Consider the following 25100-nt stretch of genomic DNA (forward strand, 5'->3'; position numbering starts at 1 on the left):
GACTTCCCGAGCGTAGCCGAGCCCGCGACGATTGTCGCGACGACAGTTTCGCGGGCCGCATTGCGCCGAGAGTGCTTTGGCGTCATGTTGTCGCCGATGCCACCCGCTGCCAGGACCATGACCCGCCAAGACGACATCCTCAAGCGCCTCGAGACGCTCAACGCCATCGGCGTGGCGTTGTCGCACGAGCGCGACCTCCCGTCCCTGCTCGAGCGTATTCTGGAGGCGGCGCGCGGATTCGCCCAGGCCGACGGCGGCACGCTTTATCGGGTGCAGGGTGATCACCTGGTGTTCGAGGTGCTGCGCAACTCGACCCTGGGTTACCTTATGGGCGGTCGCCACGGCGCGCCGATCGATTTCCCGCCGATCGCGATGCACGACGCCGAAGGCAAGGGTCGTCACGACATGGTGGTGGTACACGCCGCCCTGACCGGCAACACCGTCAACATTCCCGACGCCTATTCGGCCGAGGGCTACGACTTCAGCGGCACCCGCAGTTTTGACGCCAGCACCGGCTACCGCTCCAAGTCCTTCCTCACGGTGCCGATGAAGGACCACGACGGCCGGGTAATCGGCGTGCTTCAGCTGATCAATTCCAAGAACGCCGCCGGCGAGGTGGACGCGTTCAGTCATGCTGAGCAGCAGCTGGTGGAGTCACTGGCGTCGCAGGCAGCGATCGCGCTCAACAACCGGATACTGATTGACCAGCTAGAAGCCTTATTCGAATCGCTGATCAAGCTCATCAATACGGCGATCGATGAAAAGTCGCCCTACACCGGCGGCCACTGCGAACGCGTACCGGTGCTGACCAGCCTGCTGGCCGATGCGGTGGCGCGCACGCAGGTCGGCCCGCTGGCCGACTTCGCCATGAGCGAAGCCGATCGCTATGAGCTCAAGATCGCCGGCCTGCTGCATGACTGCGGCAAGATCACCACGCCGGTGCACGTGGTGGACAAGGCCACCAAGCTGCAGACCCTGTTCGACCGCATTGAGCTGATTGATACCCGCTTCGAAGTGCTCAAGCGCGACGCCCAGATCGCCCACCTCCACGGCGAGCTCGACACGGCTACCTACACCGAGCGCCTGGCCCAACTCGATGCCGATCGCGAAGCGATTCGCCAGGCCAACACCGGCGGTGAGTTCATGGCCGAGCCGCGGGTGGAGGCGATCCGCCGGATCGCCGGCCATCGTTGGCGCGGCCCGGACGGCAGCGAGCAAGCCTTCCTCAGTGACGACGAGCTCGAGAACCTGACCATCCGCCGCGGCACCCTGACGGCCGGCGAGCGCGAGATCATCAACCACCACATCGTGGTGACCATCCGCCTGCTGGAGGCCTTGCCCTGGCCGGCACACCTGCGCAAGGTGCCCGAGTACGCAGGTGGCCACCACGAGCGCATGGACGGCAAGGGCTATCCGCGCGGCCTCACCCGCGAACAGATGAGCGTGCAGGCGCGGGTGATGGGTATTGCGGATATTTTCGAAGCACTGACCGCCAGCGATCGGCCCTACAAGCCCGGCAAGTCGCTGTCAGAGTCGCTGACCATCCTGGGTCGGATGAAGCTCGACCATCATGTTGACGGTGATTTGTTCGAGGTATTCCTGCGCGAGCGGGTATATCTGGACTATGCGCATCGCTTCCTGGCGCCGGAACAAGTGGATGCCATCGACTGGACGCAAATACCCGGCGTGTCGCCCGAGCTGGCGGCCGAACTGTCGGCAAGCCAGCCCGACTAGCCGCGGCCGCGCCGCGAGCGCTCCAGCCACCACAGGCTCGCGGCCAACACCAGCCAGGCCAAAACCCAGGGCCAGCGCGGGCCCGGCACTTCGGGTGCCTCGACGGACAGGGTGGCCACAGTTTGGCCAGCGAGCGCCAGCGTTGCCGCGCGCACCGATGCCGCATGAAGGCCCGGGGCGGTCGCGGGCGAACGCACCAGGAACGCCCGCTGCGATCCGTCCTGCTGCAGCCGGTGCCAGCCCTCTTGTGCCGGCCAGAACGCAGCGCAGCCACGTTCGCCGGTAGCGGGATCGCGTACCAGGGGGATCGGCTCAGCGTCCGGATCAAGTAGCCGGCTGGCATCCGTGAGGCCGCAGAGTGCACTGCGTTCGCCGACCCAGGCTGCCTGCGGCGTCGGCAGCGTGATCTCGCCGCGCGCGCGGGCCAGGGTGCCGAAGGCGTTTGACCACAGGCTGCCGTAGGCCGACTGGCGACCCGCCAGGCTCAGGCGGAAGCTGTCCGAAAGCGTCCAAAGCGCGACCCGGCCCCGGCCTTCCGTGCGCCACAGCGCGACCGTGTCGCCGGCGTCGCTACGCACCAACGTGCGGCCGTCGGCGGCCGCCAGCTGCAGCGCACGGCGCGACAGCAGCGGCGCCGCATCGGTGGCGCGCGCCTCGGCATCGTCGTTGCCGGGCGTGGCGGCATCGGCGCGGGCGGTGTCCGGCAGCCGCAGGCCGCGCGGCATGTCCGCGGGCGTGAGTTCGAAGCCCCAGTCGGCCAGTGCATCGCGCTCGGCGGCGCTGGGGTCGGCGGTCAGGCGCAGCAGCAGGCCCAGGCCGTCGCGCACGGCGTCGCGCAGCGTGGCCTGGCCGCCAGCGCCCAATGCGCGCCAGGCGCGTTCGTCCAGCACCACCAGGTCGAGCTCGGCCAGGTTTGCCGCGGTCAGCGGCCGGCGGTCGTCGCCCAGCACGATGCCGCCGCCGAGCCGCATCTGCGTGCCCAGCACCAGGCCGGCATCCAGGGCCCAGCGGCGCAGATACTTGAGCTCGGGGCTGGCGCCGCCGGCGATGGCCAGTACCCGCAGCGGCGCGCCCTCGCTTACCGGCAGCGCAAGGCTGAGCTCGTCGGCGACGTCGGCTTCCGCGCGACGCCACTGCAGGCGGTAAACGGCGGTGCCGGCGGGACCGGCCGTGCCGGTCAGCCGGAAACGACCGCTTTCATCGAGTGCATGCAGGTCGAGGCGTTCGCCGGCGGGATCGAGCAACTCCACGCTACCGTCGGCGTGACGCTCGATGCGGCCGTGCAGCTCGAAGCGGCGACCGCGCGTGATCGTGTCGGGCAGCGTCAGTTCCACCAGCGTCGCAGGCAGCGGCGCGGCTTCGAAGCTGAAGGCGAGGCCCTGGGCTGCATCCCGATCGCGGGCATCGAGGCCGGCGCCGAGTACGCGCACCGCGGTTGCGCCGGGATGGCGGCGCAAGGCGGTGCCCAGGTCGGGCACGGGCTGGGCGCCGTCGAAGGCTGCGGCCTCCGGCAGGGCAAGCACGCGATCGCCCGGGCCCAGCTCCAGCGTCGTCGTGTCTGCGCCAGGCGTGAGAAGCACCAGCGCGCCGTTGCTGCCGGGCTGCGTGGGCGGCAGCAGTACCCAGAACACCAGTCCGGCCAGTGCAGCCTGGCCCAGCACCAGCAGCGCGCGTCGCCAGAGGCGATCGCCGCGCCGCCCGCTGGTGATGGCGACGCGGATCATGGCGATCGCGGCGATCGCGGCCAGGGTGATGCTGATCTGCATGGGCAGGCTCACGGCGACTGCGCCTTCAACAGCGCATCCAGATAGGCCCGGCCGCGGTCGTCGGCCGGCGCGCGCGCGGGGGTCATCGCCGCGTCCTGCGGCAGCAGGGGCCAGAGCCGGGCGCGCAGGGTGGCGCGGCAGTCGTCGCAGTCGGGGTCGCGGCGTAGTGCGTCGATCGCCGCCACCAGCGACAGCGGATCACCGACGCGCGACTCGTTCTCGCCCAGCCAGGCGGCGAAGTCGTCCAGCGCCTGCGTGTGGCGTCCCGGGTCCGCCAGCGCCTGCCATAGCGGCAGCGCCGGCGACGGCTCGGCATCCAGCGGCGCCAGGCCGGTGCGCCGCGACACGATGCCCTTGCGATCGCCGGTCATGCGCCGCGTCTCGTCGATCGCAGGCAGCTCCAGGCCGACCCGTGCCAGATAGATGCGCGAGGCCTGCTGAACCTGCTTGATAAAGCCCAGGGCGCGATAAGCATGCGGAAGCGCGTCGGCGGGCTCGCCCTGGCGCAGCCCGCCTTCCGAAAGCCACATCGCATCCAGGGCCTGCTTGAGCAGGGCACGCGTCTCGGGGTCGAGCAGGGTCGCGGCCTCGGCTTCGTCGTGGGTGTGGCCATAGAGTTCGAGCACGCTTTCGCCGCCAGGGGGCGTTGGCCCGGCGGGCGGTTCGCCGCCGTGGTCGTGACCGTCGTCGTCGCTGTGTTCGCCGTCTTCGTAGCCGGGCGGTGGCTCGGGCTCGCCTTCGCTTTCTTCGCCCAGGAACTGACCGTAGCGCAGGCGCAGCAGGCGCTGGTCCACGCCCAGGTTGTTCGCGCGCCGCATGAACGCGTCTGCCTCCAGCCGCGGCCGGTCGGCGAGCAAGGCCTCGGCGTCAATGATGATCTGGCGCTGGCTGCGGAAATAGGCCGGCAGCGCTTTCTTCACCAGGCCCTCCATGCCGGTGGACTCGGTGCTGGGCGGCATCGGCCAGCGCAGGATGAAGCTGGCGCTGCGGCTCGACTGCGGCGTCGGTGTGCGTGTGTCGGTCACGCTCAGGCGCACGATCAGGTCGTCGCCTTCCGCCAGCCCCAGGCTGGGCAGGTCCAGGCTGCGGACATAGCGGCGCAGGCGGGCGTCGCCGTCACCGCGCAGCGCGATCGTCTGTTGCTTCACCGTCACCTGTTCGCCGTTGCCCTGGGCCAGGGTGATCTCCAGCCGCGCCGCCCCCAGGCCATAGTCATCGCTGGCTTCGAAGTCCAGGTCCCAGCGGGTCTGGCCGGAGATGGCGAGGCTGAGGCTGCGCTCGGGCGTGAGCACGCGGATCTGCGGCGGCTGGTCGGGGATGACGTCGAGTCGGTGCAGGGCGTCGTCGCGCAGCGGCAGCGGGCCGGCGGGGACGATGCGGTAGAGCGTCGACTTCGCAAGCGTTCGCGCGGCGGTCCAGTCCTCGCCTTCGCGCGTGAGCGCCAGCCGCAGGCCGTCGTGGAATACCAGCTCGGCCGCCGCCGGCTGCGGCGAGAAGCGCAGGCGCCAGTGCAGGCGGGAATCCTGGGCCAGCTTGCCGGACAGCTCGGTCTGGGTCGTGGCGGCGAGACCGGTGTAGGCGGGCGCTTCGATCTGCAGGGCGGTGTTGACCAGGCTCACGTCGGTGGCGACCGGCGCGGCGGCGACCGGGGCGGTCGGGCGCGGCGGCAGCGGCACCGTGAGCGAATAGGAGAACGGCAGCCACCAGAGCATCGCGGCCGCCAGCGCGCCGCAGACGCCCCAGACCAGCAGCAGCGAGCGAAGGGGCCAGGCCGTGCGCAGGTCGGCGGGCCGCGCAGCCAGGCGTTCGGCCAGGCGCTGGCGCTGCATTGCCTGCAGCGGTCCAAGCGCCTGCGGCGTCGCGAACAGCAGGTCGGCGCTGTCCTCGAGGTCGGCGCGGGCATCGAGCCGCCGGGCCAGCGCGCGCGGATCACGACCGGGCCGCAGCCGCCACGCGAGTATCGGCACCACCGACACGAGCACGGCCATGAGCACCAGGTTCGGCAGCGACGCATCCTTCGCGATGGACACCGCCACGAAGCCGAGCACGGGCAGCGCGAACGCCGCCACGATCGCACCGTGGCGCCGGCGCGCGGCGGCGAGGGCCTGGCGGACAGGTGCGGCCGGGCTCATGGTCTTGCCTCGCGCCGGCCGGTGGCGAGCCAGCGCTCGATCGCGAACAGCGCCAGCAGCATCCACAGCAGCGGCGGCACCAGGTCGCGCGGGGTGGGCGGGAAGCCGCTGGCGCCGGGCTGCGGTGCATAGGCCGACGCCAGTGCGCGCTGCGGCGCCGGCCCCGGCACCTGCAGCAGGTCGCGCAGGAGGTTCGGGAAATCGGGTTCAAGCAATTCGGGCAAGGCCTCGGGCGACAGCGGCACCGACAGCTGTATGAGCGCGCCCTTGCCCCAAGGCGCGCGGCGGGCGCGTGCTTCGCCGCGGGCATCGCGCCAGGTCGGCTGAGCTTCGTCCGCCACCGGCCACTCGGTCTGGTTCGACAGCAGGGCGCGACCGCCGGCTTCGACCCAGCGAAGGATGGCGGGTGGCAGCGGGCCCGGCGCCAGCCAGACCAGGTGTTGGGTGTCGCCGGCCAGGGCGGTGTCGGCCAGCGCGACGTCGGCCTCGGCGTCGGTGTTGGACTGCCAGGCGGTGGCGGCCGCCCGCAGATAGGCCAGGCCCGGTGTTTCCGGATCGGCATGACGAACCGCCAGGGCGAACGCCGTCTCGGCGGGCTCGGCGTCGATCGGCTCGCCGGCCACCACGCGCCAGTCCACCTGCCGCGACAGTCGCGGCAGGGCGCCGTCGGCGCCGTCGAAAGCCGCCGTGGCCAACACCGTGACCGGCGTGCCGGCGGGAAGGTCGGCGTCGAGCTGGCGCAGCAGGCTCGCCGTGGCGCCGGCTTGCGTCGGTCGCTCAGTTTCCAGCGGCGGGAAGCCGGGCGCCAGCCAGCGGCGCTGTGCGTCTTCCGGCAGCGCGGGCGCCTGGCTCGCGTCGGCGCCGGGCATCACCACCAGCCAGGGCCTGCGGTCGACGCTGCCGTGCAGCACCGGTTGCGCCAGCAGCAAGGCCAGGCCGAGGACCAGCAGCAGGCGCAGCGCCAGCAGCAACCATTCTTCGAAACGAAGCCTTTGGCGGGGCTTGAGGCGCGTCGCCAGCCAGCGCAGCGCCGCGAACATCGTGGGCTTTTGTTCTTCGCGCCGCGCGAGGTGGACCAGCAGCGGCAGCGCCAGCGCCGCCAGCGCCCAAAGTCCCGCCGGGGCGAGCAGGCCCAGGCTCACGTGCGCTCCGAGGCCAGCGGCGCGAACAGGCGGCGCAGCGGCTGGTCAAGTGCCTGGTCAAGGAAATACTCCACGCGCTGCACGCCGCTGGCGGCCAGGCGCGCGCCCAGGGCGTCACGCGCGGCGCCGAAGCGCTTGAGGAAATCGTCGCGGGCGGCGGCGCCGTCGCTCAGCAACTCCTCGCCGGTCTCCGGGTCGCGGAACCGGTGGCCACCGCGGAAGGGGAAGTCGCGCTCTTCGGCGGTGAGCAATTGGATGTTGAGGACTTCACGGCGGGCGGCGGCAAGCTTTTCCGACAGCGCCACCACTTCTTCTTCGAAGTCATCGCTGAGCACGATCACCAGCTGGCCGGCGAGCGCGCGTTCCCACAGTGGCCGCAGCCGCGGGGTGTCCGGCCAGCCGCCCGTGGCGGTGACCGCCTGCAGCTCCAGCAGGCAGCGATCGCGCTGGCGCGCACCGGCGCCGGCCGGCACCAGCCGCAGGCCCTCGCCGCCAATGATGGCCAGCCCGAAGTAATCGCCCTGGCGCAGCGCCAGTTCGATCACGCAGGCCGCGAGCGCGCGGGCAGCGTCCAGCCGCGACCAGCCGGGACGGGCGGCGTCGCCCTGGCCCATCGAGGCGCTGGCATCGATCACCACCCAGACGGTCAGCGGGCTGTCGCGTTCGGCTTCGCGTACGAAGAACTTGTCCGATCGTGCGTATAGCTTCCAGTCGATCTGCCGCAGTTCATCGCCCGGCTCGTAGGCGCGGTATTGCGCGAATTCCAGCCCGGCACCGCGGCTGCGGCTGGGGTGCTGCCCGAAGCCATGTCCGCCCACGGCCCGACGCCCGGACAGGCGCAGGTCTTTGAGCCGCGCGCGTACCGCGGCGGGGATGAAGTCGGGGCCGGACACGCGCGGGCTCAGGCGCCCAGCGGCACGCTGCGCAGCAGCGAGGCGACGACGTCATCGGCCGACTTCTGTTCGGCTTCGGCAGCGAACGACAGCAGCAGGCGATGGCGCAGCACCGGCGCGGCCAGCGCCACCACGTCCTCGCGGGTGGCGGCGAAGCGCCCGTGCAGCAGTGCGCGCGCTTTTGACGCGAGCACCAAGGACTGCCCGGCGCGCGGACCGGCGCCCCACTTGACCCAGTTCATGACATCCGGCGACGCGCCCGGCAGCGGCCGGCTGGCGCGCACCAGGCGCGTGATCCAGTCCAGCAGGTCGGCGCCCAGATGCACTTCGCGCACCCGCGCCTGCAGCGCCAGCACGTCTTCACCGCGCATCACCTGCGGCACCTTGGCGCGCTTGCTGCCGGTGGTCTGCTCGATGATGTCGCGCTCCTCGGCCTCGCTCGGGTAGTCCACCCGAACATGCAGCAGGAAGCGGTCGAGCTGGGCTTCGGGCAGGGGATAGGTGCCGGCCTGCTCCAGCGGGTTCTGCGTGGCCAGCACGAAGAATGGCGCCGGCAGCACGTGGGTGACGCCGGCATAGCTGACGGTCTTTTCCTGCATCGCCTCGAGCAGTGCCGCCTGGGTCTTGGGCGGCGTGCGGTTGAGCTCGTCGGCGAGCAGCAGGTTGGTGAACACCGGGCCAGGCTGGAACTTGAAACTGCGGTGGCCGGTGCCGTGGTCCTCTTCCAGGATCTCGGTGCCCAGGATGTCGCTGGGCATCAGGTCGGGCGTGAACTGCACGCGTCGAAACTGCAGCTCCAGCGCCTGGCCCAGGGTGCGCACCAGCAGGGTCTTGCCCAGGCCCGGCACGCCTTCAAGCAGGCAATGGCCGCCGGCCAGCAGGCCGATCAAGAGCTGCTCCACCACCTCTTCCTGGCCGACGATGGCCTGGGCGATGGCGGCGCGCAGCGGGGCGATGCGGGCCAGTTGGGCCTGCAGCTCGGTGTCCTGGGTTCCCTGGTTCATGTCTCTTCCCGTAAGCGGATCAGGCCGTCAGCGCGTACATCACGATGTTGACGGCGAATTTGGTGTTGTCCTCGGCCAGCCAGCGCTTGTTGCGCCAGTCGTAGTCCCACTCGCAGCCGTAGTCCTTGTTGCTGTAGAGCACGCCCAGCCGACCATCAATGCTGATGCCCTTGAGGTAGTCGTGCACCAGGTCGTCGCCCCAGCCGTTGAGTTCGAAGCTGGTGGCCGGCGGCCCGTCGAAATTGAAGAAGCTCGAATAGATCTGATGTCGCGCCGGCAGCTTCTGCAGCGCGCGCGGACCGAAGATAGAGGCCATCTCGTCTTCGAAGGACTTCGCGAACAGGCCGTCGATGTCGTGGTTGCAGTCGTCCACGAATACGAAGCCGCCGCTGCGCACGTAGCGCTCGAAGTTGCGCCGCTCGTCCGGGTTGAACTCCACCAGCTTGTGGCCCGACAAATAGCAGAAGGGTGCAGTGAGCATGCGCGGATCGGACAGCGCCAGCACGTGCTCCTTCGGGTCCACCCGCAGCGTGGTGTATTCGATCAGCGAGGTGATGATGTTGGCCGGCATGCGCTGGTCAACGTCCCAGTCGCCGGAGTCGTACATCAGCCGCGTAAACCAGAAATCAAAATCCGCCCCTGTAGGAGGGGCTTCAGCCCCCAAGCCCTTCGCGAAAAGCTTCGGGGCTGAAGCCCCTCCTACAAGGGCGCCGAGCATCAGGCGCAGGAAGGCGGCGCGGTTCATCGCGCCGCCTCGGAACGACGGGCCACCCCGTTGGCAGCAGGCAGCCCCGGCACCGTTAAACCGCGTCGGACAGCGAGGTGAAGGTGAAGTCCCGCAGCTTCATCGGCGGGATCATCATCACGAACGGCGATTCGTCCGCACCCAGGCGCTCGGGCTTACCGAGCTCCTCGATGTTGTTGAGCATGATCACCGGCGACTCGTTGAAGCGGAAGTTCTTCACCGGGTGCTTGATCTCGCCGTTCTCGATGTAGAAGGTGCCGTCGCGGGTCAGGCCGGTCAGCAGCACGGTCTGCGGGTCCACCATGCGGATGTACCAGGTGCGGGTGACCAGGATGCCCTTCTGGGTGCCCTTCACCAGTTCCGCGGTCGTCTTGTCACCGCCAGCCATCAGCAGGTTGCCGGGCTGGGCAATGGCGCGCTTGCCCTGCTTCTGCGCCCAGTAGCGCGAGTACTGCAGGTTGGCGATCTTGCCGTCCTTGATGATGTCCATCGCCTCGCGCGGCAGGCCCTGGTCGTCCCAGGGCATGACCGGTGCCTCGGCGTCCCAAGGGTCGGCGCGCAGGCTCACGCGCGGGTCGTAGACCTGCTCGCCGAGCTTGGTGCCGCCGCCCTTCTTGGACAGGAAGCTGCGGCCCTCGTCGGCCTGACGGGCGTCGAAGAAGAACATCATGAAGCTGATCAGGCCCGCGGCCGCGGCCGGCTCCAGGATCACGGTGTACTTGCCCGGCTCGAGCGCTTTGGCTTCGGCCGAGTCGCGCGCCTTCTGGATCGCAACCTGGATGTCGTCGCTGGCCTTGAACTCGCTCACGTCGGCGAGGTTGCGCGAGACCCAGCCCGAACCACGGCCGTCCTCGGTGCGCACCGTGCAGGTGTAGTTGAGGTTGGTGGCCTGCTGGTAGCCGAAGTTGCCCTTCGAATTGGCGAAGGCGAAGAACGACTGGCCATCGCTGAGGAAGCCGGCGGCGATCAGGTCCTTTTCCTTGCAGGGCGTAATTGAATCGGCAGCGACCTGGGCGCGCAGCTCCGGCGTGATCGCGGCCGTGGCGGCGTTGAAGGTCTGGCTGGCTTTGTATTCCTGCTTCTCCAGTGCCGGCATGAACTCCTCGTTCTCCGGGGCCAGGCGCGCGAGATCCTCGGCCCGGCGCACCACGCGCTCGAGCGCGGCGTCGTCGAACTCGTTGATGGTGGCGGTGCCTTCGCGCGTGCCGAAGGCGCACTGCACGGCCAGCTGGATGTCGCTGACGATGCCGCTGGTGGAAACGTTGTTCAAGGCAAAGCGGATGTTGCCATTGACCGCGCCGGTCAAGGTCGCGGTGCAGTTGTCGGCGACCGACAGCTTGATGACCTTGTCCAGGATGGCCTTGGCCTGTTCTTCGGTGAAGATACTCATGTCTTGGGCTCCTGGCCGATCAGCCGATGTTACGGGCGGTATTGATGACGTTCATGCCGTCGAAACGGGCCGTGCTGGAACCATGCGACACCGCCGAGACCTGGCCGGGCTGGCCCTTGCCGTCGAAGAAGCTGCCGCCGAGGCGGTAGTCGGACTCGTCGCAGATGGCCGAGCAGGCGGCCCAGAACTCAGGCGTGCGGATCTGGTAGGCCACGTCCTCGAGCATGCCGGCGATTTCGCCGTCCTTGATCTCGTAGAACAGCTGGCCGCCGAACTGTGCGTTGTAGCGCTGCTGGTCGATCGAGAACGAGCCGTCGCCAATGATGTAGATACCCTTCTCGACGTCCTTGATCATGTCGGCGACGCTGAGCGCTTCCTTGCCCGGCGCCAGCGAGACGTTGGCCATGCGCTGGAACTGCACGCTGGACCAGGAGTCGGCGTAGCAGCAGCCGTGGGACTCTTCTTCCCCGAGCAGGTGCACCTGGTCACGGATGGCCTGGTAGTTGACCAGAACACCGTCCTTGACCAGGTCCCAGCGCTTGCACTTGACGCCTTCGTCGTCGTAACCCACGGCGCCCAGGCTGCCTTCCTGCACCTTGTCGGCGAACAGGGTGACGTTGTCGCTGCCGTACTCGAAGCCGGACTGGCGCTTGTCGAGGGTGGCGAAGCTGGTGCCGGCGTAGTTGGCCTCGTAGCCCAGCACGCGATCGAGCTCGAGCGGATGGCCGACGTTCTCGTGGATGGTCAGCCACAGGTGCGAGGGATCGAGCACCAGGTCGTACTTGCCGGGCTTGACCGAGGGCGCCGTGAGCTTCTCGCGCGCCTGCCTGGCGGCGGCGGTGGCGTCGGCGATCATGTCGTAGGACTTGCCGTAGTTGACCACGCCGTTGGGCGAGACGAACTTCCCGTGCGCCTGGCCGTCCAGGTATTCATAGCCCATGCCCATCGGCGCCGACAGACCTTCGCGGGTGCGGAACTTGCCGCTGGCCTTGTCGATGGCGGTGACGGTGAACGGGGCCCAGATGCGGTGCACGTCCTGGTCGATGTAGCTGCCGTCGGTCGAGGCGAAATACTTTTGCTCGTTGACCAGGAACAGGGTGGAGTTGACGAAGTCGGCGCCGGCATTGGTGGCCGCGGCGTTGACGCTCAGCAAAAGGTCGACCTTGTCCTTGAGCGGAACTTCCATCGCGTTTCGCTTGATCGGCGCCTTCCAGCTGACTTCACCCACGCCGGCAACCTTGGCCAGCTGCACGGGCGCGGTCTGGAAGCGCGAGTTGGCCTTGGCGATGGCCGTGGCCTGGCGCGCGGCGGCGGCGACGGCCGCCGGGCTCAGGTCGCGGGTTGCTGCGAAGCCCCAGGCGCCGTTGGCGATCACGCGGATGCCAACGCCGGTGGATTCCGCGTTCACCACGTTCTGGACCTTGTCCTCGCGGGTGATCACGAACTGCTGCAGGTAGCGGCCCACGCGGACGTCGCAGTAGCTGGCGCCGGCGCCCGTGGCCGCCTCCAGGGCGGCGTCGGCGATGGCCTTCTTCAGGGCTACATCAAGACCGGAAACCAGCTCCTGTGCGGCGATGGAGCGGCTAAAGGGAAGCATCAGGCCGGCAAGGCCCACGCCAGAAATCGTCAGGAAGTCGCGTCTGTGCATCGTGTCACTCCAGCGAAAGGACCGGGTCGCGCGCCGGAGGTACCGGTGGCGACGGCGATGGAAGTTGCCTCCCGACTGTGGCGAATGGTGTCCGGGCCGGTCAAGTGACCAATGGCCTAGGTGGCGTTGCGACAGGGCGTGTGGGTTGTTGGGGGGAACTTCAGGCCGATACGGCCAGGCTGTTGTTCAGATTTGAATCCTTTGGAGTCCCGGCATGTCCGAGCGTTTTCACTACGGCCCCTGGCTCGCCGCCGCCGCGCTTGCGGCTGCCGGCCTGCTGGCCTGGAAGTTCTATCCCTATCCGGCCGATGCCCCGGCGACAGCGGTCGCGCCTGCCGAACAGGCCGCGGCCGCCGGGCCGGCCCCGGCACCCACGCCGCCGCCGGAGCAGTTCCCGATTGAAGACGTGACGGTGCTGCCGGAGGACGTGGCGACGCCGCTGCCGCCGCTCGACCAGAGCGACGCCGAGGCCTTGTCCGCGCTGTCAGCCGCCGCCGGGGGTGCCGATCTTTCCAGCGTGCTGCGCGCGCAGTTCCTGCTGCCCCGGCTGGTGGCGACCATTGATGCCCTGCCGCGGGCATCGGTCACCCAGAATATCTATCCGGCACGTCCGGTCGCGGGATCCCTGGTGGTTGCCGAAGACGCGGGCCAGGTCTTGCTGGCGCCCGGCAACGACGCGCGCTACGGCGCCGCCGTGGCGCTGTTCGAATCAGTGGATTCACAGCGTCTGGTATCGGCTTACGTCCGCTTCTATCCCCTGTTGCAGCAGGCCTACCGCGACCTGGGGGTGTCCGACCGCCCGTTTAACGATCGCCTGGTCGAGGTCATAGACCATCTGTTGGCGGCCCCCACGCCGGAGGGCCCGCTGGCGCTGGTGCGGGTGCCCGACAAGCCGCGCTGGGCCTTCGCCGACCCGCGCCTCGAGGCCGCCTCGGTGGGTCACAAGGCCTTGTTCCGCCTCGGCCCGGAGCAGGCCCGGCGCGTGAAGGACAAGCTGCGGGAGCTGCGGGCTCTGCTCGTGGGTCAGCGTCCGGCGGCCTGAGTCAGACGCCGCCCGGCGCGTGCGCTAGGCTGTCGGCCGGAATCCCCGGTCGGAGCCGGCATGTCGCCCCTGCATTATCTCGGCCGCCGCCTGGCAGCCTTCCTTGCCAAGCCGCGGGAACGCAACAGCCACATCCCGACCAGCCCGGCCGGCCTGCTGGGCGCGACCCTGCGCAAGGGCGACGTGGTGCTGGTCGAGGGCAGCAGCCGCTTCGCGACCGCGATCAAATACCTCACCCAGTCCACCTGGTCGCATGCCGCGCTGTGCATCGGCGACACCCTGGGCCCGCCGGCTGAGGGCAAGGAGCCGCGCGTGCTGGTGGACGTGGACGTCGTCGAGGGCGTCCGGACCATCCCACTGAGCGTCTTTTCCGGCCTTCACGTCCGGATCTGCCGGCCGGTGGGCCTGACCGAGGCCGAAATTGATGCGCTGATCGCGTTCATGCTGTCGCGCAAAGGCATCACCTACGACCTGAAGAACATCTTCGACCTGGCACGATATTTTATCCGCACGCCGCCGGTGCCGGGCTCGATGAAGCGGCGGATGCTGTCACTGGGCAGCGGTGAGCCGACCAAAGCAATCTGCTCGACCCTGCTGGCCCAGGCCTTCGAATCGATCCGCTATCCGATCCTGCCCGAGGTGGAGTGGGTGGACGTCGACTCCGCCGGTGCCCGCCGCGCCCGCCGGGAGATCCTTCACATCCGCCACCACAGCCTGTACGCGCCCCGGGACTTTGACGTCTCGCCCTTCTTTCAGGTGGTCAAGCCGCGCATCGAGCAGGGTTTCGACTTCCGGCGCCTGGATTTGCGGCACCCGGTAGCCGACGTCCCTGGTGCGTCCTGACCGCGCGCGCCAAGTCGGAATTTGCTACGGTGTTGGCGTCGGTGATTCGACGGTTTCCAGTGCTTCCGGCCAGCCTAGGTGCCCACGGGCACCCTCAACCAAAAGGGTGAAGGAAATGATTCGATTGATGCGATTCGCGGCCATGGTCGCTTTGGCCACGATTTTCGCCGGCTTCCCGGCCCATGCCCAAGAGCAGGCAGCTACGTCGCCGCCCGATATGCAGATGGCGCGCTGCGTTGACTTCACTAGCGCCGCCGACGACTCGCCCTACACGCTCTACATCAAGGGTTTCGCCGATGCCCGCGGCAGCGCCGCGAGTGCCGGGATGCATACGGCCTCGGTTCGCCAGGCCTGCCAGTCCCAGCCTGAAGTCGGCTTCCTGTCCATGGTTGCGGCCACCGCGCCTGCGCCGATGGCGGCCGTGGGTGCCGGCGTCGGCCCGACCTCGTGCTCGGCGCCGGCCACCACTACTTGCACCGGCTGTTCGGTGGCTTGCGACGCGGGTCAGCAGGCGGTCTGCAAGTCAGGCCGTGACTTCGGCTCGGTCCGCTGCGCTACGCGCTCCCGCTGCATCTGCGAATAAGGATGTGACGCCCTGGCCTGATTCCGGCCAGGGCGCGAGGGGCCGAACGGGTGCTTCCCGTTTCGGTATCAATCGGAGCGCCGCCCCGCAAAGGCTCAGTCGCCAGTGAACGCCCCCGCGCCGCCCACCGAAAGCCACTTGCCCGCCCGGCCCCTGGCCGGCTGGCGGCTGCATCAGGTCGTGGCCGACACCTACCAGCTGTCCAAGGTGGGCGGCTTCCTCTACCTCTTTGGCTGGGCCGTGCTGGGCTGGATCGGCGGCGTGCAGGAATTTGCTCCCGTCACGGCGCTGGCGGTGGGCGCGGCCTTCCTGGTCCTGGCCGTGCTGCGGGCGACGATGCGGCCGCCGGATGCCGGCAACGATCACGAAGCTCGGCGCTGGCTGATGCGCTATGCACTGGTGCTGCCGCTGGCCTCGGTGCTGTGGTCCGGCATACAGGCATGGGTGCTGCTTGACCCGCGCTTCGACCAGGACACCCGGATGGTGTCCCTGATCGCGACGATTGGCTATGCCACGGTGTTCGCCAATATCTATTCGACGGTGCGTCATGTCGCTGCGGTGGGCGTGTTCGTACTGTTCGTGCCCATGCTGGTGGTGCTCTGGAGTGATGCCGAGGCGCGGGCGCTGGCGGTGGCGATGTCTTTCTACGCGCTCTACCTGGGCGGCGCGCTGGTGCGCAGTCATGCGGAATACCGGCGGCGACTTCGGCTGGACGAGGCGCTGCGCGAGCAGCGTGACCAGTTCGAACATCTCAGCCGCACTGACTCGCTGACTGGCTTGGCCAACCGGCGCCACTTCACCGATCGCATGGACCACGCGGCCGATCGTGCGCTGCGCGGCGGCGCCGGGTTCACTCTCCTGATCCTGGATATCGATCACTTCAAGCGCGTCAACGATCGCCACGGCCATGCCATCGGTGATGCCTGTCTGCAGGCCCTGGCCGAGCGCCTGCACCAGGCGTTCCCGGCGCCGGGCTGCCTGCTCGCGCGGCTGGGCGGCGAGGAGTTCGGCGTCTTGCTCGAGGACGGCCATGCGCACGCCCTGGCGCGGGCCGAACAGCTTCGCCACGACCTGGTGCGGCGTCATCTGGAGTGCGGCGTCGGCGTCCGGCTGCCGGTAACGGTCAGCATCGGCGTGGGCAGCTTCGATCCCGCCCGGCACGGGGATGCCGACGGGCTGTACCGCGCCGTTGACCTGGCGCTTTATGCCGCCAAGGACCAGGGTCGCAACTGCGTGCAGGTGCTGGCGTCCGCGGGCGCCTGATCCACCGGTCCGGCTAGAATCCTCGGTTCCCTACGGTGGAGACCGCCCTTGGCCCTGGCCGCCGATCCCGCACTCGATACGCTTTTCCTCCCGATGGCCTCGGGGGCGCTCGAATGGCCTGCGCCTGGCCGGACGCTGTTCCTGCGCGCACGCGCCGGTGTGGCCCTGAACGCTGCGCGACGTCATCAATTGGTCTGTGAGCAGAGCTTCAAGCCTTGGGCCGATGCGCTTGAGCGCGACGGTTTGGTGGTGTCCGACGCCAACCCCGACAGCTTCGAACTGGTGATGGTGCTGGCACCGCGGCAGCGCGACGAGTCGCGCGCCCTGCTGGCGCGCGCCCTGGCCCAACGGGCGCCCGGCGGCGTGGTTGTGGTTTGCGCGGCCAACCAGGAGGGCGCGCGCTCGATGCAGGATGACCTGACGCGCCTGGCCGGCCCGGTGCACAGCCTGTCCAAGAATCACTGCCGCGTCTGCTGGACCCCACAGCAGGCCCCCGGCCAGGTTGACGCTGCGCTGCTGGACGAATGGCGCGTGCTCGACACCCCGCGGCGAATCGCCGACGGGCGCTTCCTGAGCCGTCCGGGACTGTTTGCCTGGGACCGCATAGACGCGGCGTCGGCGCTGCTGGCTGCCTGCCTGCCGGACGACCTGAGCGGGCGGGGCGCCGATCTCGGCGCTGGTTTTGGCTACTTGGCGGCGCAGGTGTTGGCGCGCTGCCCGGGCGTCACCGGCCTGGACCTGTTCGAAGCCGAGGCGCGCGCCCTGGCCCTAGCCCGCGAAAACCTTGCCGGTGCCGGCGTGCCGGTTGCTTTCCACTGGCACGACGTGACCCGCGGCCTGCCCGGGGGCTTCGACTTCATCGTCAGCAACCCGCCCTTCCATCAGGGACGCGCCGACGAGCCCGGCCTGGGCCAGGGCTTCATCGCGGCGGCGGCGGCGGCGTTGCGGGCCGGCGGCCGGCTGTGGCTGGTGGCGAACCGGCATCTGCCCTATGAGTCGACGCTGATGCGCGGCTTCTCCAGCCTGCGCACGGTGCGCGAGGATGCGGGGTTCAAAGTGATCGAAGCAATCAAGGCGGGCGTGGCATGAAGCTGGTGAAACTGATCGCGAACCTGGGCTACGGCAGCCGTAAACAGGTGCAGATGATGTTCCGCGAGGGCCGCATCACGGACCCGGATGGCGAGGTGCTGTACGCCGATGACGCCGTGGGCCACGACCAGGTGCGGGTGGACGGCGAGCCACTGGATCCGCCGCAGGGCCTGTTGATCCTGCTGCACAAGCCGACCGGTTACACCTGTTCAACCAAGGACCCCGGCCGTGTCGTCTACGATTTGTTGCCACCGCGCTTTCGTTTGCGCGACCCGCTGCTTTCCACCGTCGGACGGCTCGACCGTGACACCTCGGGGCTGCTGCTGATGAGTGACGACGGAGCCCTGCTGCACCGGATCACGTCGCCCAAGGCGAAGCTCGACAAGGTCTACGAGGCCACCCTGGCCGGCGACCTGCGCGGCGACGAGGCGGTGCTGTTCGGCAGCGGCACGCTGATGCTGGAGGCGGAAAAGACCCCGCTGGCGCCCGCTGGCTTCGAGGCACTCGGGCCAAGGCGCGCCCGCATCACCTTGGTCGAAGGGCGCTACCACCAGATCCGACGGATGTTCGCCGCGGTGGGCAACCACGTCGAATCCCTGCACCGGCATACGCTGGGCGGACTCGGGCTGGACGCCCTGACGCCGGGCGAATGGCGTGAGTTGAACGCCGCCGACCGCAGCGCTATTTTCGGCACCAACCCCTAGCCCTGAGTCCTGGCGGGAGGGAGTGAAGCTCTCCCTCGGGGCGGCGATCAGTCACGGAAATTGTCGAACTGCAGCGGCAGCTCGATATCGGACTTGCGCAGAAGGGCCATCGCGTCCTGCAGGTCGTCGCGCTTCTTGCCGGTGACGCGCAGCTTGTCGCCGTTGATCTGGGCTTCGACCTTGAGCTTGGCTTCCTTCAGCGACGCAACAATCTTCTTGGCGAGCTTCTGCTCGATGCCCTGCTTGATGGTCACCTTTTGGCGCGCGCCCGCCAGGTTTACCTCCGGCTCCGCCACGTCCATGCAGCGGATGTCGATGCCGCGCGCCACCAGGCGGCCGCGCAGGATGTCGAGCATCTGCTTGAGCTGGAAGTCGCTGGGCGCGTGTTGGGTGACGACCGAATCATTGAGCTCGAATTTCGCGTCCGACCCCTTGAAATCAAAGCGGGTGCCGAGCTCGCGGTTGGCGGTGTCCACGGCATTGGTGAGTTCGTGATTGTCGACTTCTGAGACGACGTCGAAAGAAGGCATGGCGGCGGCATGGGTAGTGAGGGTGTGGTGATTCTAGCCCAGGCCTTGTGTCACGGTCAGTCCTCACGGCCCTGACTGGATCCCGAACGGGGATCGCGCCATTCAACACGAATTCAGATCGCCGGGAGCGATCATCCTCGCCGTGGACTGCCCCCGTCCACGCATCCGTCGAGGTACACCATGTCCAATCTCAAGCTTGCCACCTTGGCCCTGCTGCTCGCCGGAACCACGGCGTTGCCGGCCGACGCCCAAAACAGTCGCCTGGCGGGTGCCGTGCGTGAAGCCCATGCCGAGGGACAGGAGCGCGAGCGCGTTGCCGATCGTGGCGACCGCCGCGAGGACCAACGCGAAGACCGTGGCGAACGTCGGGAAGACCGCCGCGAGGACCGTGGCGAACGCCAGGAAGACCGTCGCGAAAATCGCGGTGAACGCCAGGAACAGCGCCGCGACTGGCGTGCGGACCATCGCGACAATCGCCGTGACTGGCGCCAGAACCAGCGATTGGACGGTAATGAGGGGCCTAACGATAGCCGCTACGACCGCCGTAACGACCGCCGTTACGACAGCCGTTTCGACAGCCGTAACGACCGCCGCTACGACCGCCGCTACGACCGCCGTAGCGACCGGCGCGACTATTACGCGCGTCAGAGCGACCGCCGCTGGAACGGCTACAACTGGCATCCGCAGCATCGCTACCGTGCGCCCGTCCGCTACGTCTATCCGCGTGGCTACAACGCCTATCAGTGGCGGGTTGGCCATCGACTGCCGCGCAATTACTACGAGCGTAGCTACTACGTCGACTATCGCGCCTACAGCCTGCCGCCGCCGCCCTATGGCTACCACTGGATCCGCGTAGACCGCGATGTCGTACTGGTCGCCCTGGCATCGGGACTGATCCGCGACGTGTTGTACGGCCTGTACTACTGAATCGGCAATCCAACGCGTCACTTTGAAAGGCCGCCTTCGGGCGGCCTTTCTTACATTCAGGGCGCGAACAGGCCGGGCTGCGGCGGCATTTCGTCGTGGCGGCGGAAGTTGGCCAGGCCGACGCCCACCAGGCGGTAGCGCGTGCGCGCCGGCAGCGCCACGCGGTTGCGTAGTTCGAGCGCAATCGCGACCACCTCCGCCAGCGAAGTGGGTGGCGAGGGCGGCGTGTGGCTACGGGTCAGCAGGCGGAAATCGGCGGTCTTGAGCTTGAGCACCACGGTGCGCCCGCTGCGGTCCGGTTCGCGACTGGCTGCAGCCCAGGCTTTCGCAGCCAGTTGGGTGATCGCATCGGTTGTCTGCTCGAGCGGAAGATCGCGTTCGAACGTGTCCTCCGCAGATACCTGGGTGGTCGGACGCTCGGATTGGACCACGTGCTCATCAATACCCAACGACAGCTCGTGCAGGCGTCGCCCCCAGCGGCCGAAGCGCTGCTCCAGTCCGGCCAAGCCGTGGCCGGCCAGCTGGCCCACGGTATCGATGCCCAACTCAGCCAGGCGCCCTTCCATTACCTTGCCTACGCCCGGCAGTTTGCCCACCGGCAGCGGCGCCAGGAAGGCTTGGACCTGCGCCGGCTTGACCACGAACTGCCCGTCCGGCTTGCGCCAGTCGCTGGCGATCTTGGCCAGGAATTTGTTCGGTGCAATCCCGGCCGAGGCGGTTAGCCCGGTCTCGGTCCGGATCGCGTCACGGATGGCCTGGGCGACCGCAGTGGCGCTGTCCAGCCCGGTCTTGTTCTCGGTGACGTCGAGATAGGCCTCGTCCAGCGACAGCGGTTCGATCAAGTCGGTGTGGCGCGCGAAGATCGCGCGTACCTGTCGTGAGACCGCCTTGTAGCGCGCGAAGTCGGGCGGTACGAACACCGCCTGCGGGCACAGCTTTTCGGCACGCAGCGCCGGCATCGCCGAGCGCACGCCGAAGGTGCGCGCTTCGTAGCTGGCCGCGCACACCACCGAACGCGCACCGCGCCAGGCCACCACCACCGGCCGGCCGCGCAGAGACGGGTCATCGCGCTGCTCCACCGACGCGTAGAACGCGTCCATGTCCACGTGCACGATCTTGCGGGGCGGGGCCATGCGGCATTGTCGCCCAGAGTGGCGTTGCCGGCTTAAAAAAAAGGAACGGGCCGCATCTGCGGCCCGTTCGGTGGCAGCCGGGTACCGGGATGCTCAGTCGTCGATCTGCTCGGATAGCACGCGCCCGGTATGGGCATTGATCCTCAGCTCGATCCGACGGCCATCGGTGGCCAGGGCGTCGGCCTCCCAGACGGCGTCATCCAGGTCCAGATCTTGTACCTGGGTGTAGCCGGCCGAGGCCAGGCGGGAGAGTACTTCGTCGATGCCCAGCAAGGCCTGCTGGCTTCGGTTGTCCATAAGCTCGCCGGTGGCCGGGTCCAGCGCGACGTCGTGCCAGCGGCCGTCGGCGTGACGGACTTCCGCCTCCCAAAGGCCATCATCGAACTCGATGTCGCGAACCTCGGCGTAGCCGGCGCTCTTTAGGCGCTCGGTCACGTCAATGGGTGCTTGGGTAGGCTGGGCCACGGCCGTGGTGGCGGCGAGGGTAAGCGAAACAGCGAGCAGCAGGGCGGGGGTCTTCATGGCGGTTCTCCTGGTGGGTAGTGGCCGGGCTCTCCGGTTGGCCGTCACTATCCCCGGCGCGCCTAACAGGCTCATGATCAGTCCGTTAATGAATCGGTTAACCCGCACCGGCACACTCCACGCATGCGAACGCCCTTACTGCTGCTGATGCTTGCTTTTCTGACGGCCGCGCTGAGCCTGCCGAGCCTGGCCGACGATGGCTCGCGCCGCGCCCGTGACGGCGTGCGAAGCGGCGAACTGGTGCCGCTGGAGCGACTGCTCGAGCAAGCCGAGCGTGAGCAGCCCGGTCAAGTGATTGATGTCGAACTCGAGGACGGGGAGTATGAAATCGAGATTCTTCGCGAAGACGGCCGCGTGGTCGAGCTGACTTACGACGCTCGCGATGGACGATTGCTCGAGCGCGAGTTCGATGACGAAGATGATCTGGACTGATGCGAATCCTGCTTGCGGAAGATGACCCGGCCCTGCGGGTGCGCGTCGCCGAGGCTCTGGCGGAGGCGGGTTTCGCGGTGGACGCAGTTGCCGACGGCAATGAAGCCGAGTTCCTGGGCCAGACCGAGGATTTCGATGCAGCCGTACTCGACCTGGGATTGCCTGGCCTGGATGGCTTGGCCGCCCTGGGCCGCTGGCGGGACGCGGGGCGCGGCTTCCCGGTGCTGGTGTTGACCGCGCGCAGCCGCTGGCATGACAAGCTGGCGGGGTTCAATGCGGGCGCCGATGACTACCTCACCAAGCCATTCCAGCTTGAGGAGCTGATCGTTCGCCTGCGCGCGCTCATCCGACGCAGTGCCGGGCATGCGCATCCGCGACTGGCCTGTGGATCGTTGACGCTGGACGTGAATGCCTCGCGCTTCAGTCTGGACGGAGATCCGCTGTCGCTCACCGCGCAGGAGTTCCGGATACTCGCCTACTTCATCCACCACCCGGGCCGGGTGATCAGCCGCGGCGTACTTGGCGAGCATGTCTACGAAGGCGGCTTCGACCCCGACTCCAACGCCTTGGATGTATTGATCAGCCGAATCCGCCGCAAACTCGGTCCCGGCCTGCTGCACACCGTGCGCGGCCAGGGCTTCTTGCTGGGCGAAGCGCCATGAGTGCGCTGCGTTCACTGCGCGGACGACTGCTGTTGGCCAGTGTTGCCGGCATCATCGCCGCGTCCTTCGCCGCGGCCTGGTTGTTGGGCGCCTCATTCGAGCGTGCAGCGCTGGGCGCCTTCGACCGGCGCCTGGCCGACGACCTGCTGACCCTTGCCGGGACGCTGGAAAGGGACGGCGGCGGGGTGAAAATGGTTCGTGCGCCGGCGGACAGTCGCTACGAACGGGTCTTTTCCGGTCATTACTGGCAGGTTGGGCAGGGTGTCGAAGCCCTCCGTTCGCGGTCCATGTGGGACTTCTCGCCGGCCGTGGCGGACGCGACACGCGGCGGCGCAGTGCGGTATGGGAAAGTCTCGGGGCCGCGCGGCCAGGTCTTGAGGAGCGCCGAGCGCTGGCTTCGGCTTCCCGGCGTGGACGGCCGCGTACGCGTGTGGGTCGCGAGTGACCAGGCCGTTTTGCAGCGCGAAGTGGAGGAATTTCGATGGCTGGCAGGCGTCGCCGTCGCATTGCTGGCCGCGGGCCTGATGCTGGCAGCGGCGGCGCAGGTTCGCTACGGGCTACTCCCACTGCGCGGTCTGGGCCGCGGGCTGGCGCGGGTCCGCAGCGGCGAGAGCCAGCGCCTCGACCCGCTGACCCTGCCGACCGAGGTTCAGCCGCTGGTTGAGCACCTCAACCAACTGTTGGAGCACCACGAGCGCATGATCGAGCGCGTGCGCCGTTCATCGCAGGACATGGCACATGCGCTCAAGACGCCGCTGGCGGTATTGCATGCCGGCGTGCAGCGGCCCGGCGACGACCTGCCGGCGGTCGTCGCCGACCAGCTGCAACGCATACGTGCTGTTGTCGAGCGGCAACTTGCCGCGGGGACACCGGTGGATATGCGTCGTTCAAGCAACGTCGCCGCGGCGGTGTCTCGTTTGCAGGCCTTGATGGAGGCCGCCTATCGTGAAAAGAATTTGCGCTGGACGGTCGACGTACCGGCCACGCTGAGCTTCCGAGGCGCCGACGAAGACCTGGAGGAAATGCTGGGCAACTTGCTCGACAACGCGTGTAAGTGGGCGCGCTCGCAGGTGCGCGTGACGGCGGCCATGGCGCCGGCGGGACTGCGGATCGAAGTGCGCGATGACGGTCCTGGCCTGCCGATAGATCAGCGGGAGGCAGCCTTGCAGCGGGGTGTGCGCCTGGACCAGCGCACGCCAGGTACCGGCTTGGGGCTGGCGATCGCGAGCGAGGTCGCGGCCAGTTACGGCGGCGTGCTGTCGCTGGATGCCGGCCCGGAGGGCGGCCTGTGTTCGCGCCTGGACTTGCCGTTTGTCTGAGTCCGTGGCTTTAGCCGCAGGCGTGGGTGTAATGCAGGTAACCGATCAGTGCGCCCCCGACCACCACCCGTTCGACCCGGCCGCAGGCAAGGATCGGCGGACTGCTGCCGGCCGGCAGCCATAGCGGCTGGCCTTCCCCTGGCCGCTGGTCGTCGGAGGCAACGGCGTTGACGTCCTCGATCTTGCCGCTGTCCACGTCGAGCATGCAGTCGAAGCGGGCATCGCCCTGGTCACGCAGGCGCACGCCGGCCTTGCCTGGCTCCGCCAGCCAGGCGCTGGTGACGGCGACCGTGACCACCCCGGCATCATGCACGCAGCGGTCGATCGCCTCGCCCAGTTCAACCAGGCCCGAGGTCCAGTCAGCCGCGGGCTTTGTGGCGGGGTCCACCATCGGTGCCGCCTCCAGGTCCAGGCCCATTTCGACGCTGCAGCAGCCGTTGACCGGCTCAGCGCCGCTGAAGCTGGCCTGCGCGCCGAAGGGGAGGGCGGGACCCTCGGCCATGGTGTCGAAGCATTGCCCGGGCGTGATCACGATGGCCGCGGCTTCGGCCGGACTGCCGTCGGGGGTGCCGGAGAAGCGGAAGCTGCCGCCTTGGGTAGCGGCCAGGCTGCCGGTGAGCTCGGTTTCTGCCTCGGGGGTTTTGAGCAAGGCGCGGTTGGCGCTGATATCCAGCGACCAGAACGGTTCATTGCCGCGACAAAGGAAGGCGCGCGGCACGGTGCGCGCCGGCGCGTCGGCGGGCAGCGCTGGCTCAGCGGCGGACGGGGCGGGTAGCGAAGGTGGGGGCGTTGCCGGCGCGGGTGCATCCTGCCGGCAGGCGGCAAGCGGAAGCAGCAGGGCCAGGGTGAGCAGGCGCGGGGTCATGGGCGTCTCCGGAGGGTGCGCTGGAACGATGCCGCAGCGGCCTGCCGACAGGCAAGGGTCGCTGCGTCGAGCCTGAACGGCGTCCTTGGGCTCGGCGTGTTGGCGTCAACGCGCCGGCGGAGGGCGCGTTCTTGCAGGCATGGGCGGAATGAACCGCCTGGAAGGAGACCGATATGTTCAAGCCTCTGATCTGCACCGCGCTGGTCCTCGCCAGCGGCCTGGCCTTGGCGCAAGACGCCGGCGGCGACCGTGAGGCGCGTCGCGCCGAATGGCAGGCCAAGGCCGATGCGCGCTTCACCGAAGCTGACAAAGACCGCGACGGTCGCCTGGACAAGGTCGAGGTCCAGGCCTTCGGCGATCGGATGGTCCGGAATTTCGACCGGATGGACGTCAACAAGGACGGCGAGCTCGAGCGTAGCGAACTGAGCCAGGCCCGTCGCCCTGCGGCGGCCGGCAGGGGCCACCAGCGCATGCGCACGATGTATGCCTATCAGCGGGGTCTGTTCAAAGGCATGGACGACGACGGCAACGGGGCGATCAGTCGCGCTGAGTTGGGCGACAAGATGCCGCGTTGGCTTGAGAACTTCGCCGTCATCGATGCCGACGGCAACGGCGAAATCAGTGGCGACGAGCTCAAGGCCCACCGCCAGGCGATGCGCGCGGAGCGCGGCGCCGGTCGCGCCAAGAGCGAAGGCTGAAACGAAAAACCCCGGGGCGGACACAGGGTCCGCC

At 68.6% G+C, this 25100-nt stretch carries 23 protein-coding genes and 1 pseudogene; 12 read left to right on the forward strand and 12 right to left on the reverse strand.

The window, feature by feature from the left end:
- Nucleotides 1-117 precede the first annotated feature (117 nt).
- The gene (locus tag ACYVGY_RS01005) at nt 118-1734 is read left to right on the forward strand and encodes an HD domain-containing phosphohydrolase (RefSeq protein WP_460455629.1); all 1617 of its coding nucleotides are present in this window, start codon (nt 118-120) and stop codon (nt 1732-1734) included.
- Here the strand turns inward: ACYVGY_RS01005 and ACYVGY_RS01010 are convergent.
- From ACYVGY_RS01010 to ACYVGY_RS01045, 8 genes and pseudogenes are all read right to left on the reverse strand, one after another.
- Nucleotides 1731-3512 (reverse strand): carboxypeptidase regulatory-like domain-containing protein, encoded by a 1782-nt coding sequence (locus ACYVGY_RS01010; protein ID WP_460455630.1) that lies wholly within the window; start codon nt 3510-3512, stop codon nt 1731-1733. The genes ACYVGY_RS01005 and ACYVGY_RS01010 overlap by 4 nt on opposite strands.
- Nucleotides 3509-5632 carry a hypothetical protein gene (locus tag ACYVGY_RS01015; protein ID WP_460455631.1) on the reverse strand — a complete coding sequence of 708 codons (2124 nt, stop codon included), beginning with the start codon at nt 5630-5632 and terminating at the stop codon, nt 3509-3511. Before ACYVGY_RS01015 ends, ACYVGY_RS01010 begins: the two co-directional genes overlap by 4 nt.
- Nucleotides 5629-6774: a BatA domain-containing protein gene (locus ACYVGY_RS01020; protein ID WP_460455632.1), complete on the reverse strand. Its 1146-nt coding sequence runs from the start codon at nt 6772-6774 to the stop codon at nt 5629-5631. Before ACYVGY_RS01020 ends, ACYVGY_RS01015 begins: the two co-directional genes overlap by 4 nt.
- Nucleotides 6771-7667, reverse strand: a complete 897-nt coding sequence (locus ACYVGY_RS01025) for a DUF58 domain-containing protein (protein ID WP_460455633.1) — start codon at nt 7665-7667, stop codon at nt 6771-6773. The genes ACYVGY_RS01020 and ACYVGY_RS01025 overlap by 4 nt, the downstream gene beginning before the upstream one ends.
- A gap of 8 nt (nt 7668-7675) precedes the next feature.
- Entirely contained in the window at nt 7676-8671 is a 996-nt protein-coding gene (locus ACYVGY_RS01030) for an AAA family ATPase (RefSeq protein WP_460455634.1), read from the reverse strand.
- Between the two features lie 19 nt (nt 8672-8690).
- A pseudogene (locus ACYVGY_RS01035) lies at nt 8691-9302 on the reverse strand (DUF4159 domain-containing protein); the annotation flags it as partial.
- A gap of 169 nt (nt 9303-9471) precedes the next feature.
- A complete protein-coding gene (locus ACYVGY_RS01040) occupies nt 9472-10806 on the reverse strand; it encodes a TldD/PmbA family protein (RefSeq protein ID WP_460455635.1) in 1335 nt (444 codons plus the stop codon).
- A 19-nt stretch (nt 10807-10825) separates the two neighbouring features.
- Nucleotides 10826-12454: a TldD/PmbA family protein gene (locus ACYVGY_RS01045; RefSeq protein ID WP_460455636.1), complete on the reverse strand. Its 1629-nt coding sequence runs from the start codon at nt 12452-12454 to the stop codon at nt 10826-10828.
- 214 nt (nt 12455-12668) lie between these two features.
- On the opposite strand from ACYVGY_RS01045, the gene ACYVGY_RS01050 reads away from it, so the two are divergent.
- The 6 genes from ACYVGY_RS01050 (at nt 12669) to ACYVGY_RS01075 (ending at nt 17978) form a co-directional block, all read left to right on the forward strand.
- The gene (locus ACYVGY_RS01050; protein WP_460455637.1) at nt 12669-13496 is read left to right on the forward strand and encodes a DUF3014 domain-containing protein; all 828 of its coding nucleotides are present in this window, start codon (nt 12669-12671) and stop codon (nt 13494-13496) included.
- Between the two features lie 60 nt (nt 13497-13556).
- A complete protein-coding gene (locus ACYVGY_RS01055) occupies nt 13557-14339 on the forward strand; it encodes a YiiX/YebB-like N1pC/P60 family cysteine hydrolase (RefSeq protein ID WP_460455638.1) in 783 nt (260 codons plus the stop codon).
- A gap of 127 nt (nt 14340-14466) precedes the next feature.
- Nucleotides 14467-14922, forward strand: a complete 456-nt coding sequence (locus tag ACYVGY_RS01060; protein ID WP_460455639.1) for a hypothetical protein — start codon at nt 14467-14469, stop codon at nt 14920-14922.
- 138 nt (nt 14923-15060) lie between these two features.
- Nucleotides 15061-16185: a GGDEF domain-containing protein gene (locus ACYVGY_RS01065; protein ID WP_460455640.1), complete on the forward strand. Its 1125-nt coding sequence runs from the start codon at nt 15061-15063 to the stop codon at nt 16183-16185.
- A gap of 48 nt (nt 16186-16233) precedes the next feature.
- The gene (locus ACYVGY_RS01070) at nt 16234-17274 is read left to right on the forward strand and encodes a class I SAM-dependent methyltransferase (RefSeq protein ID WP_460455641.1); all 1041 of its coding nucleotides are present in this window, start codon (nt 16234-16236) and stop codon (nt 17272-17274) included.
- Entirely contained in the window at nt 17271-17978 is a 708-nt protein-coding gene (locus ACYVGY_RS01075) for a pseudouridine synthase (RefSeq protein ID WP_460455642.1), read from the forward strand. The genes ACYVGY_RS01070 and ACYVGY_RS01075 overlap by 4 nt, the downstream gene beginning before the upstream one ends.
- A gap of 47 nt (nt 17979-18025) precedes the next feature.
- Here ACYVGY_RS01075 and ACYVGY_RS01080 read toward each other — a convergent pair whose 3' ends face one another.
- Nucleotides 18026-18508 (reverse strand): YajQ family cyclic di-GMP-binding protein, encoded by a 483-nt coding sequence (locus ACYVGY_RS01080; protein WP_460455643.1) that lies wholly within the window; start codon nt 18506-18508, stop codon nt 18026-18028.
- Between the two features lie 180 nt (nt 18509-18688).
- Here ACYVGY_RS01080 and ACYVGY_RS01085 point away from each other — a divergent pair, with 180 nt between their 5' ends.
- A complete protein-coding gene (locus ACYVGY_RS01085) occupies nt 18689-19435 on the forward strand; it encodes an RcnB family protein (protein WP_460455644.1) in 747 nt (248 codons plus the stop codon).
- Between the two features lie 56 nt (nt 19436-19491).
- On the opposite strand, the gene dinB is transcribed toward ACYVGY_RS01085, so the two are convergent.
- On the reverse strand, nt 19492-20568 hold the full coding sequence (gene dinB, locus ACYVGY_RS01090) for a DNA polymerase IV (RefSeq protein WP_460455645.1): 1077 nt from the start codon (nt 20566-20568) through the stop codon (nt 19492-19494).
- 93 nt (nt 20569-20661) lie between these two features.
- A complete protein-coding gene (locus tag ACYVGY_RS01095) occupies nt 20662-21090 on the reverse strand; it encodes a PepSY domain-containing protein (RefSeq protein ID WP_460455646.1) in 429 nt (142 codons plus the stop codon).
- A gap of 123 nt (nt 21091-21213) precedes the next feature.
- On the opposite strand from ACYVGY_RS01095, the gene ACYVGY_RS01100 reads away from it, so the two are divergent.
- Genes ACYVGY_RS01100 through ACYVGY_RS01110 form a run of 3 tightly spaced genes read left to right on the forward strand, consistent with a single transcriptional unit; the run spans nt 21214 to nt 23503 of the window.
- The gene (locus ACYVGY_RS01100; RefSeq protein ID WP_460455647.1) at nt 21214-21522 is read left to right on the forward strand and encodes a PepSY domain-containing protein; all 309 of its coding nucleotides are present in this window, start codon (nt 21214-21216) and stop codon (nt 21520-21522) included.
- Nucleotides 21522-22184, forward strand: coding sequence for a response regulator transcription factor (locus ACYVGY_RS01105; protein ID WP_460455648.1), 663 nt, complete (start codon nt 21522-21524; stop codon nt 22182-22184). The genes ACYVGY_RS01100 and ACYVGY_RS01105 overlap by 1 nt, the downstream gene beginning before the upstream one ends.
- Nucleotides 22181-23503: an ATP-binding protein gene (locus ACYVGY_RS01110; protein ID WP_460455649.1), complete on the forward strand. Its 1323-nt coding sequence runs from the start codon at nt 22181-22183 to the stop codon at nt 23501-23503. Before ACYVGY_RS01105 ends, ACYVGY_RS01110 begins: the two co-directional genes overlap by 4 nt.
- Before the next feature lie 10 nt (nt 23504-23513).
- Here the strand turns inward: ACYVGY_RS01110 and ACYVGY_RS01115 are convergent, their stop codons facing one another.
- A complete protein-coding gene (locus tag ACYVGY_RS01115; protein ID WP_460455650.1) occupies nt 23514-24368 on the reverse strand; it encodes a hypothetical protein in 855 nt (284 codons plus the stop codon).
- A 173-nt stretch (nt 24369-24541) separates the two neighbouring features.
- Here ACYVGY_RS01115 and ACYVGY_RS01120 point away from each other — a divergent pair, with 173 nt between their 5' ends.
- Nucleotides 24542-25066: an EF-hand domain-containing protein gene (locus ACYVGY_RS01120; protein ID WP_460455651.1), complete on the forward strand. Its 525-nt coding sequence runs from the start codon at nt 24542-24544 to the stop codon at nt 25064-25066.
- Nucleotides 25067-25100: the final 34 nt, after the last annotated feature.

This window comes from Arenimonas alkanexedens, from assembly GCF_054781355.1.

Excerpts from the sequence above, each read along its gene's own strand:
- ACYVGY_RS01005 (WP_460455629.1), top strand. The coding sequence starts at position 118 with ATGACCCGCCAAGACGACATCCTCAAGCGCCTCGAGACGCTCAACGCC.
- ACYVGY_RS01015 (WP_460455631.1), bottom strand. The coding sequence starts at position 5,632 with ATGAGCCCGGCCGCACCTGTCCGCCAGGCCCTCGCCGCCGCGCGCCGG.
- ACYVGY_RS01030 (WP_460455634.1), bottom strand. The coding sequence starts at position 8,671 with ATGAACCAGGGAACCCAGGACACCGAGCTGCAGGCCCAACTGGCCCGC.
- ACYVGY_RS01040 (WP_460455635.1), bottom strand. The coding sequence starts at position 10,806 with ATGAGTATCTTCACCGAAGAACAGGCCAAGGCCATCCTGGACAAGGTC.
- ACYVGY_RS01045 (WP_460455636.1), bottom strand. The coding sequence starts at position 12,454 with ATGCACAGACGCGACTTCCTGACGATTTCTGGCGTGGGCCTTGCCGGC.
- ACYVGY_RS01050 (WP_460455637.1), top strand. The coding sequence starts at position 12,669 with ATGTCCGAGCGTTTTCACTACGGCCCCTGGCTCGCCGCCGCCGCGCTT.
- ACYVGY_RS01055 (WP_460455638.1), top strand. The coding sequence starts at position 13,557 with ATGTCGCCCCTGCATTATCTCGGCCGCCGCCTGGCAGCCTTCCTTGCC.
- ACYVGY_RS01060 (WP_460455639.1), top strand. The coding sequence starts at position 14,467 with ATGCGATTCGCGGCCATGGTCGCTTTGGCCACGATTTTCGCCGGCTTC.
- ACYVGY_RS01075 (WP_460455642.1), top strand. The coding sequence starts at position 17,271 with ATGAAGCTGGTGAAACTGATCGCGAACCTGGGCTACGGCAGCCGTAAA.
- ACYVGY_RS01080 (WP_460455643.1), bottom strand. The coding sequence starts at position 18,508 with ATGCCTTCTTTCGACGTCGTCTCAGAAGTCGACAATCACGAACTCACC.
- ACYVGY_RS01085 (WP_460455644.1), top strand. The coding sequence starts at position 18,689 with ATGTCCAATCTCAAGCTTGCCACCTTGGCCCTGCTGCTCGCCGGAACC.
- dinB (WP_460455645.1), bottom strand. The coding sequence starts at position 20,568 with ATGGCCCCGCCCCGCAAGATCGTGCACGTGGACATGGACGCGTTCTAC.
- ACYVGY_RS01095 (WP_460455646.1), bottom strand. The coding sequence starts at position 21,090 with ATGAAGACCCCCGCCCTGCTGCTCGCTGTTTCGCTTACCCTCGCCGCC.
- ACYVGY_RS01100 (WP_460455647.1), top strand. The coding sequence starts at position 21,214 with ATGCGAACGCCCTTACTGCTGCTGATGCTTGCTTTTCTGACGGCCGCG.
- ACYVGY_RS01105 (WP_460455648.1), top strand. The coding sequence starts at position 21,522 with ATGCGAATCCTGCTTGCGGAAGATGACCCGGCCCTGCGGGTGCGCGTC.
- ACYVGY_RS01110 (WP_460455649.1), top strand. The coding sequence starts at position 22,181 with ATGAGTGCGCTGCGTTCACTGCGCGGACGACTGCTGTTGGCCAGTGTT.
- ACYVGY_RS01115 (WP_460455650.1), bottom strand. The coding sequence starts at position 24,368 with ATGACCCCGCGCCTGCTCACCCTGGCCCTGCTGCTTCCGCTTGCCGCC.
- ACYVGY_RS01120 (WP_460455651.1), top strand. The coding sequence starts at position 24,542 with ATGTTCAAGCCTCTGATCTGCACCGCGCTGGTCCTCGCCAGCGGCCTG.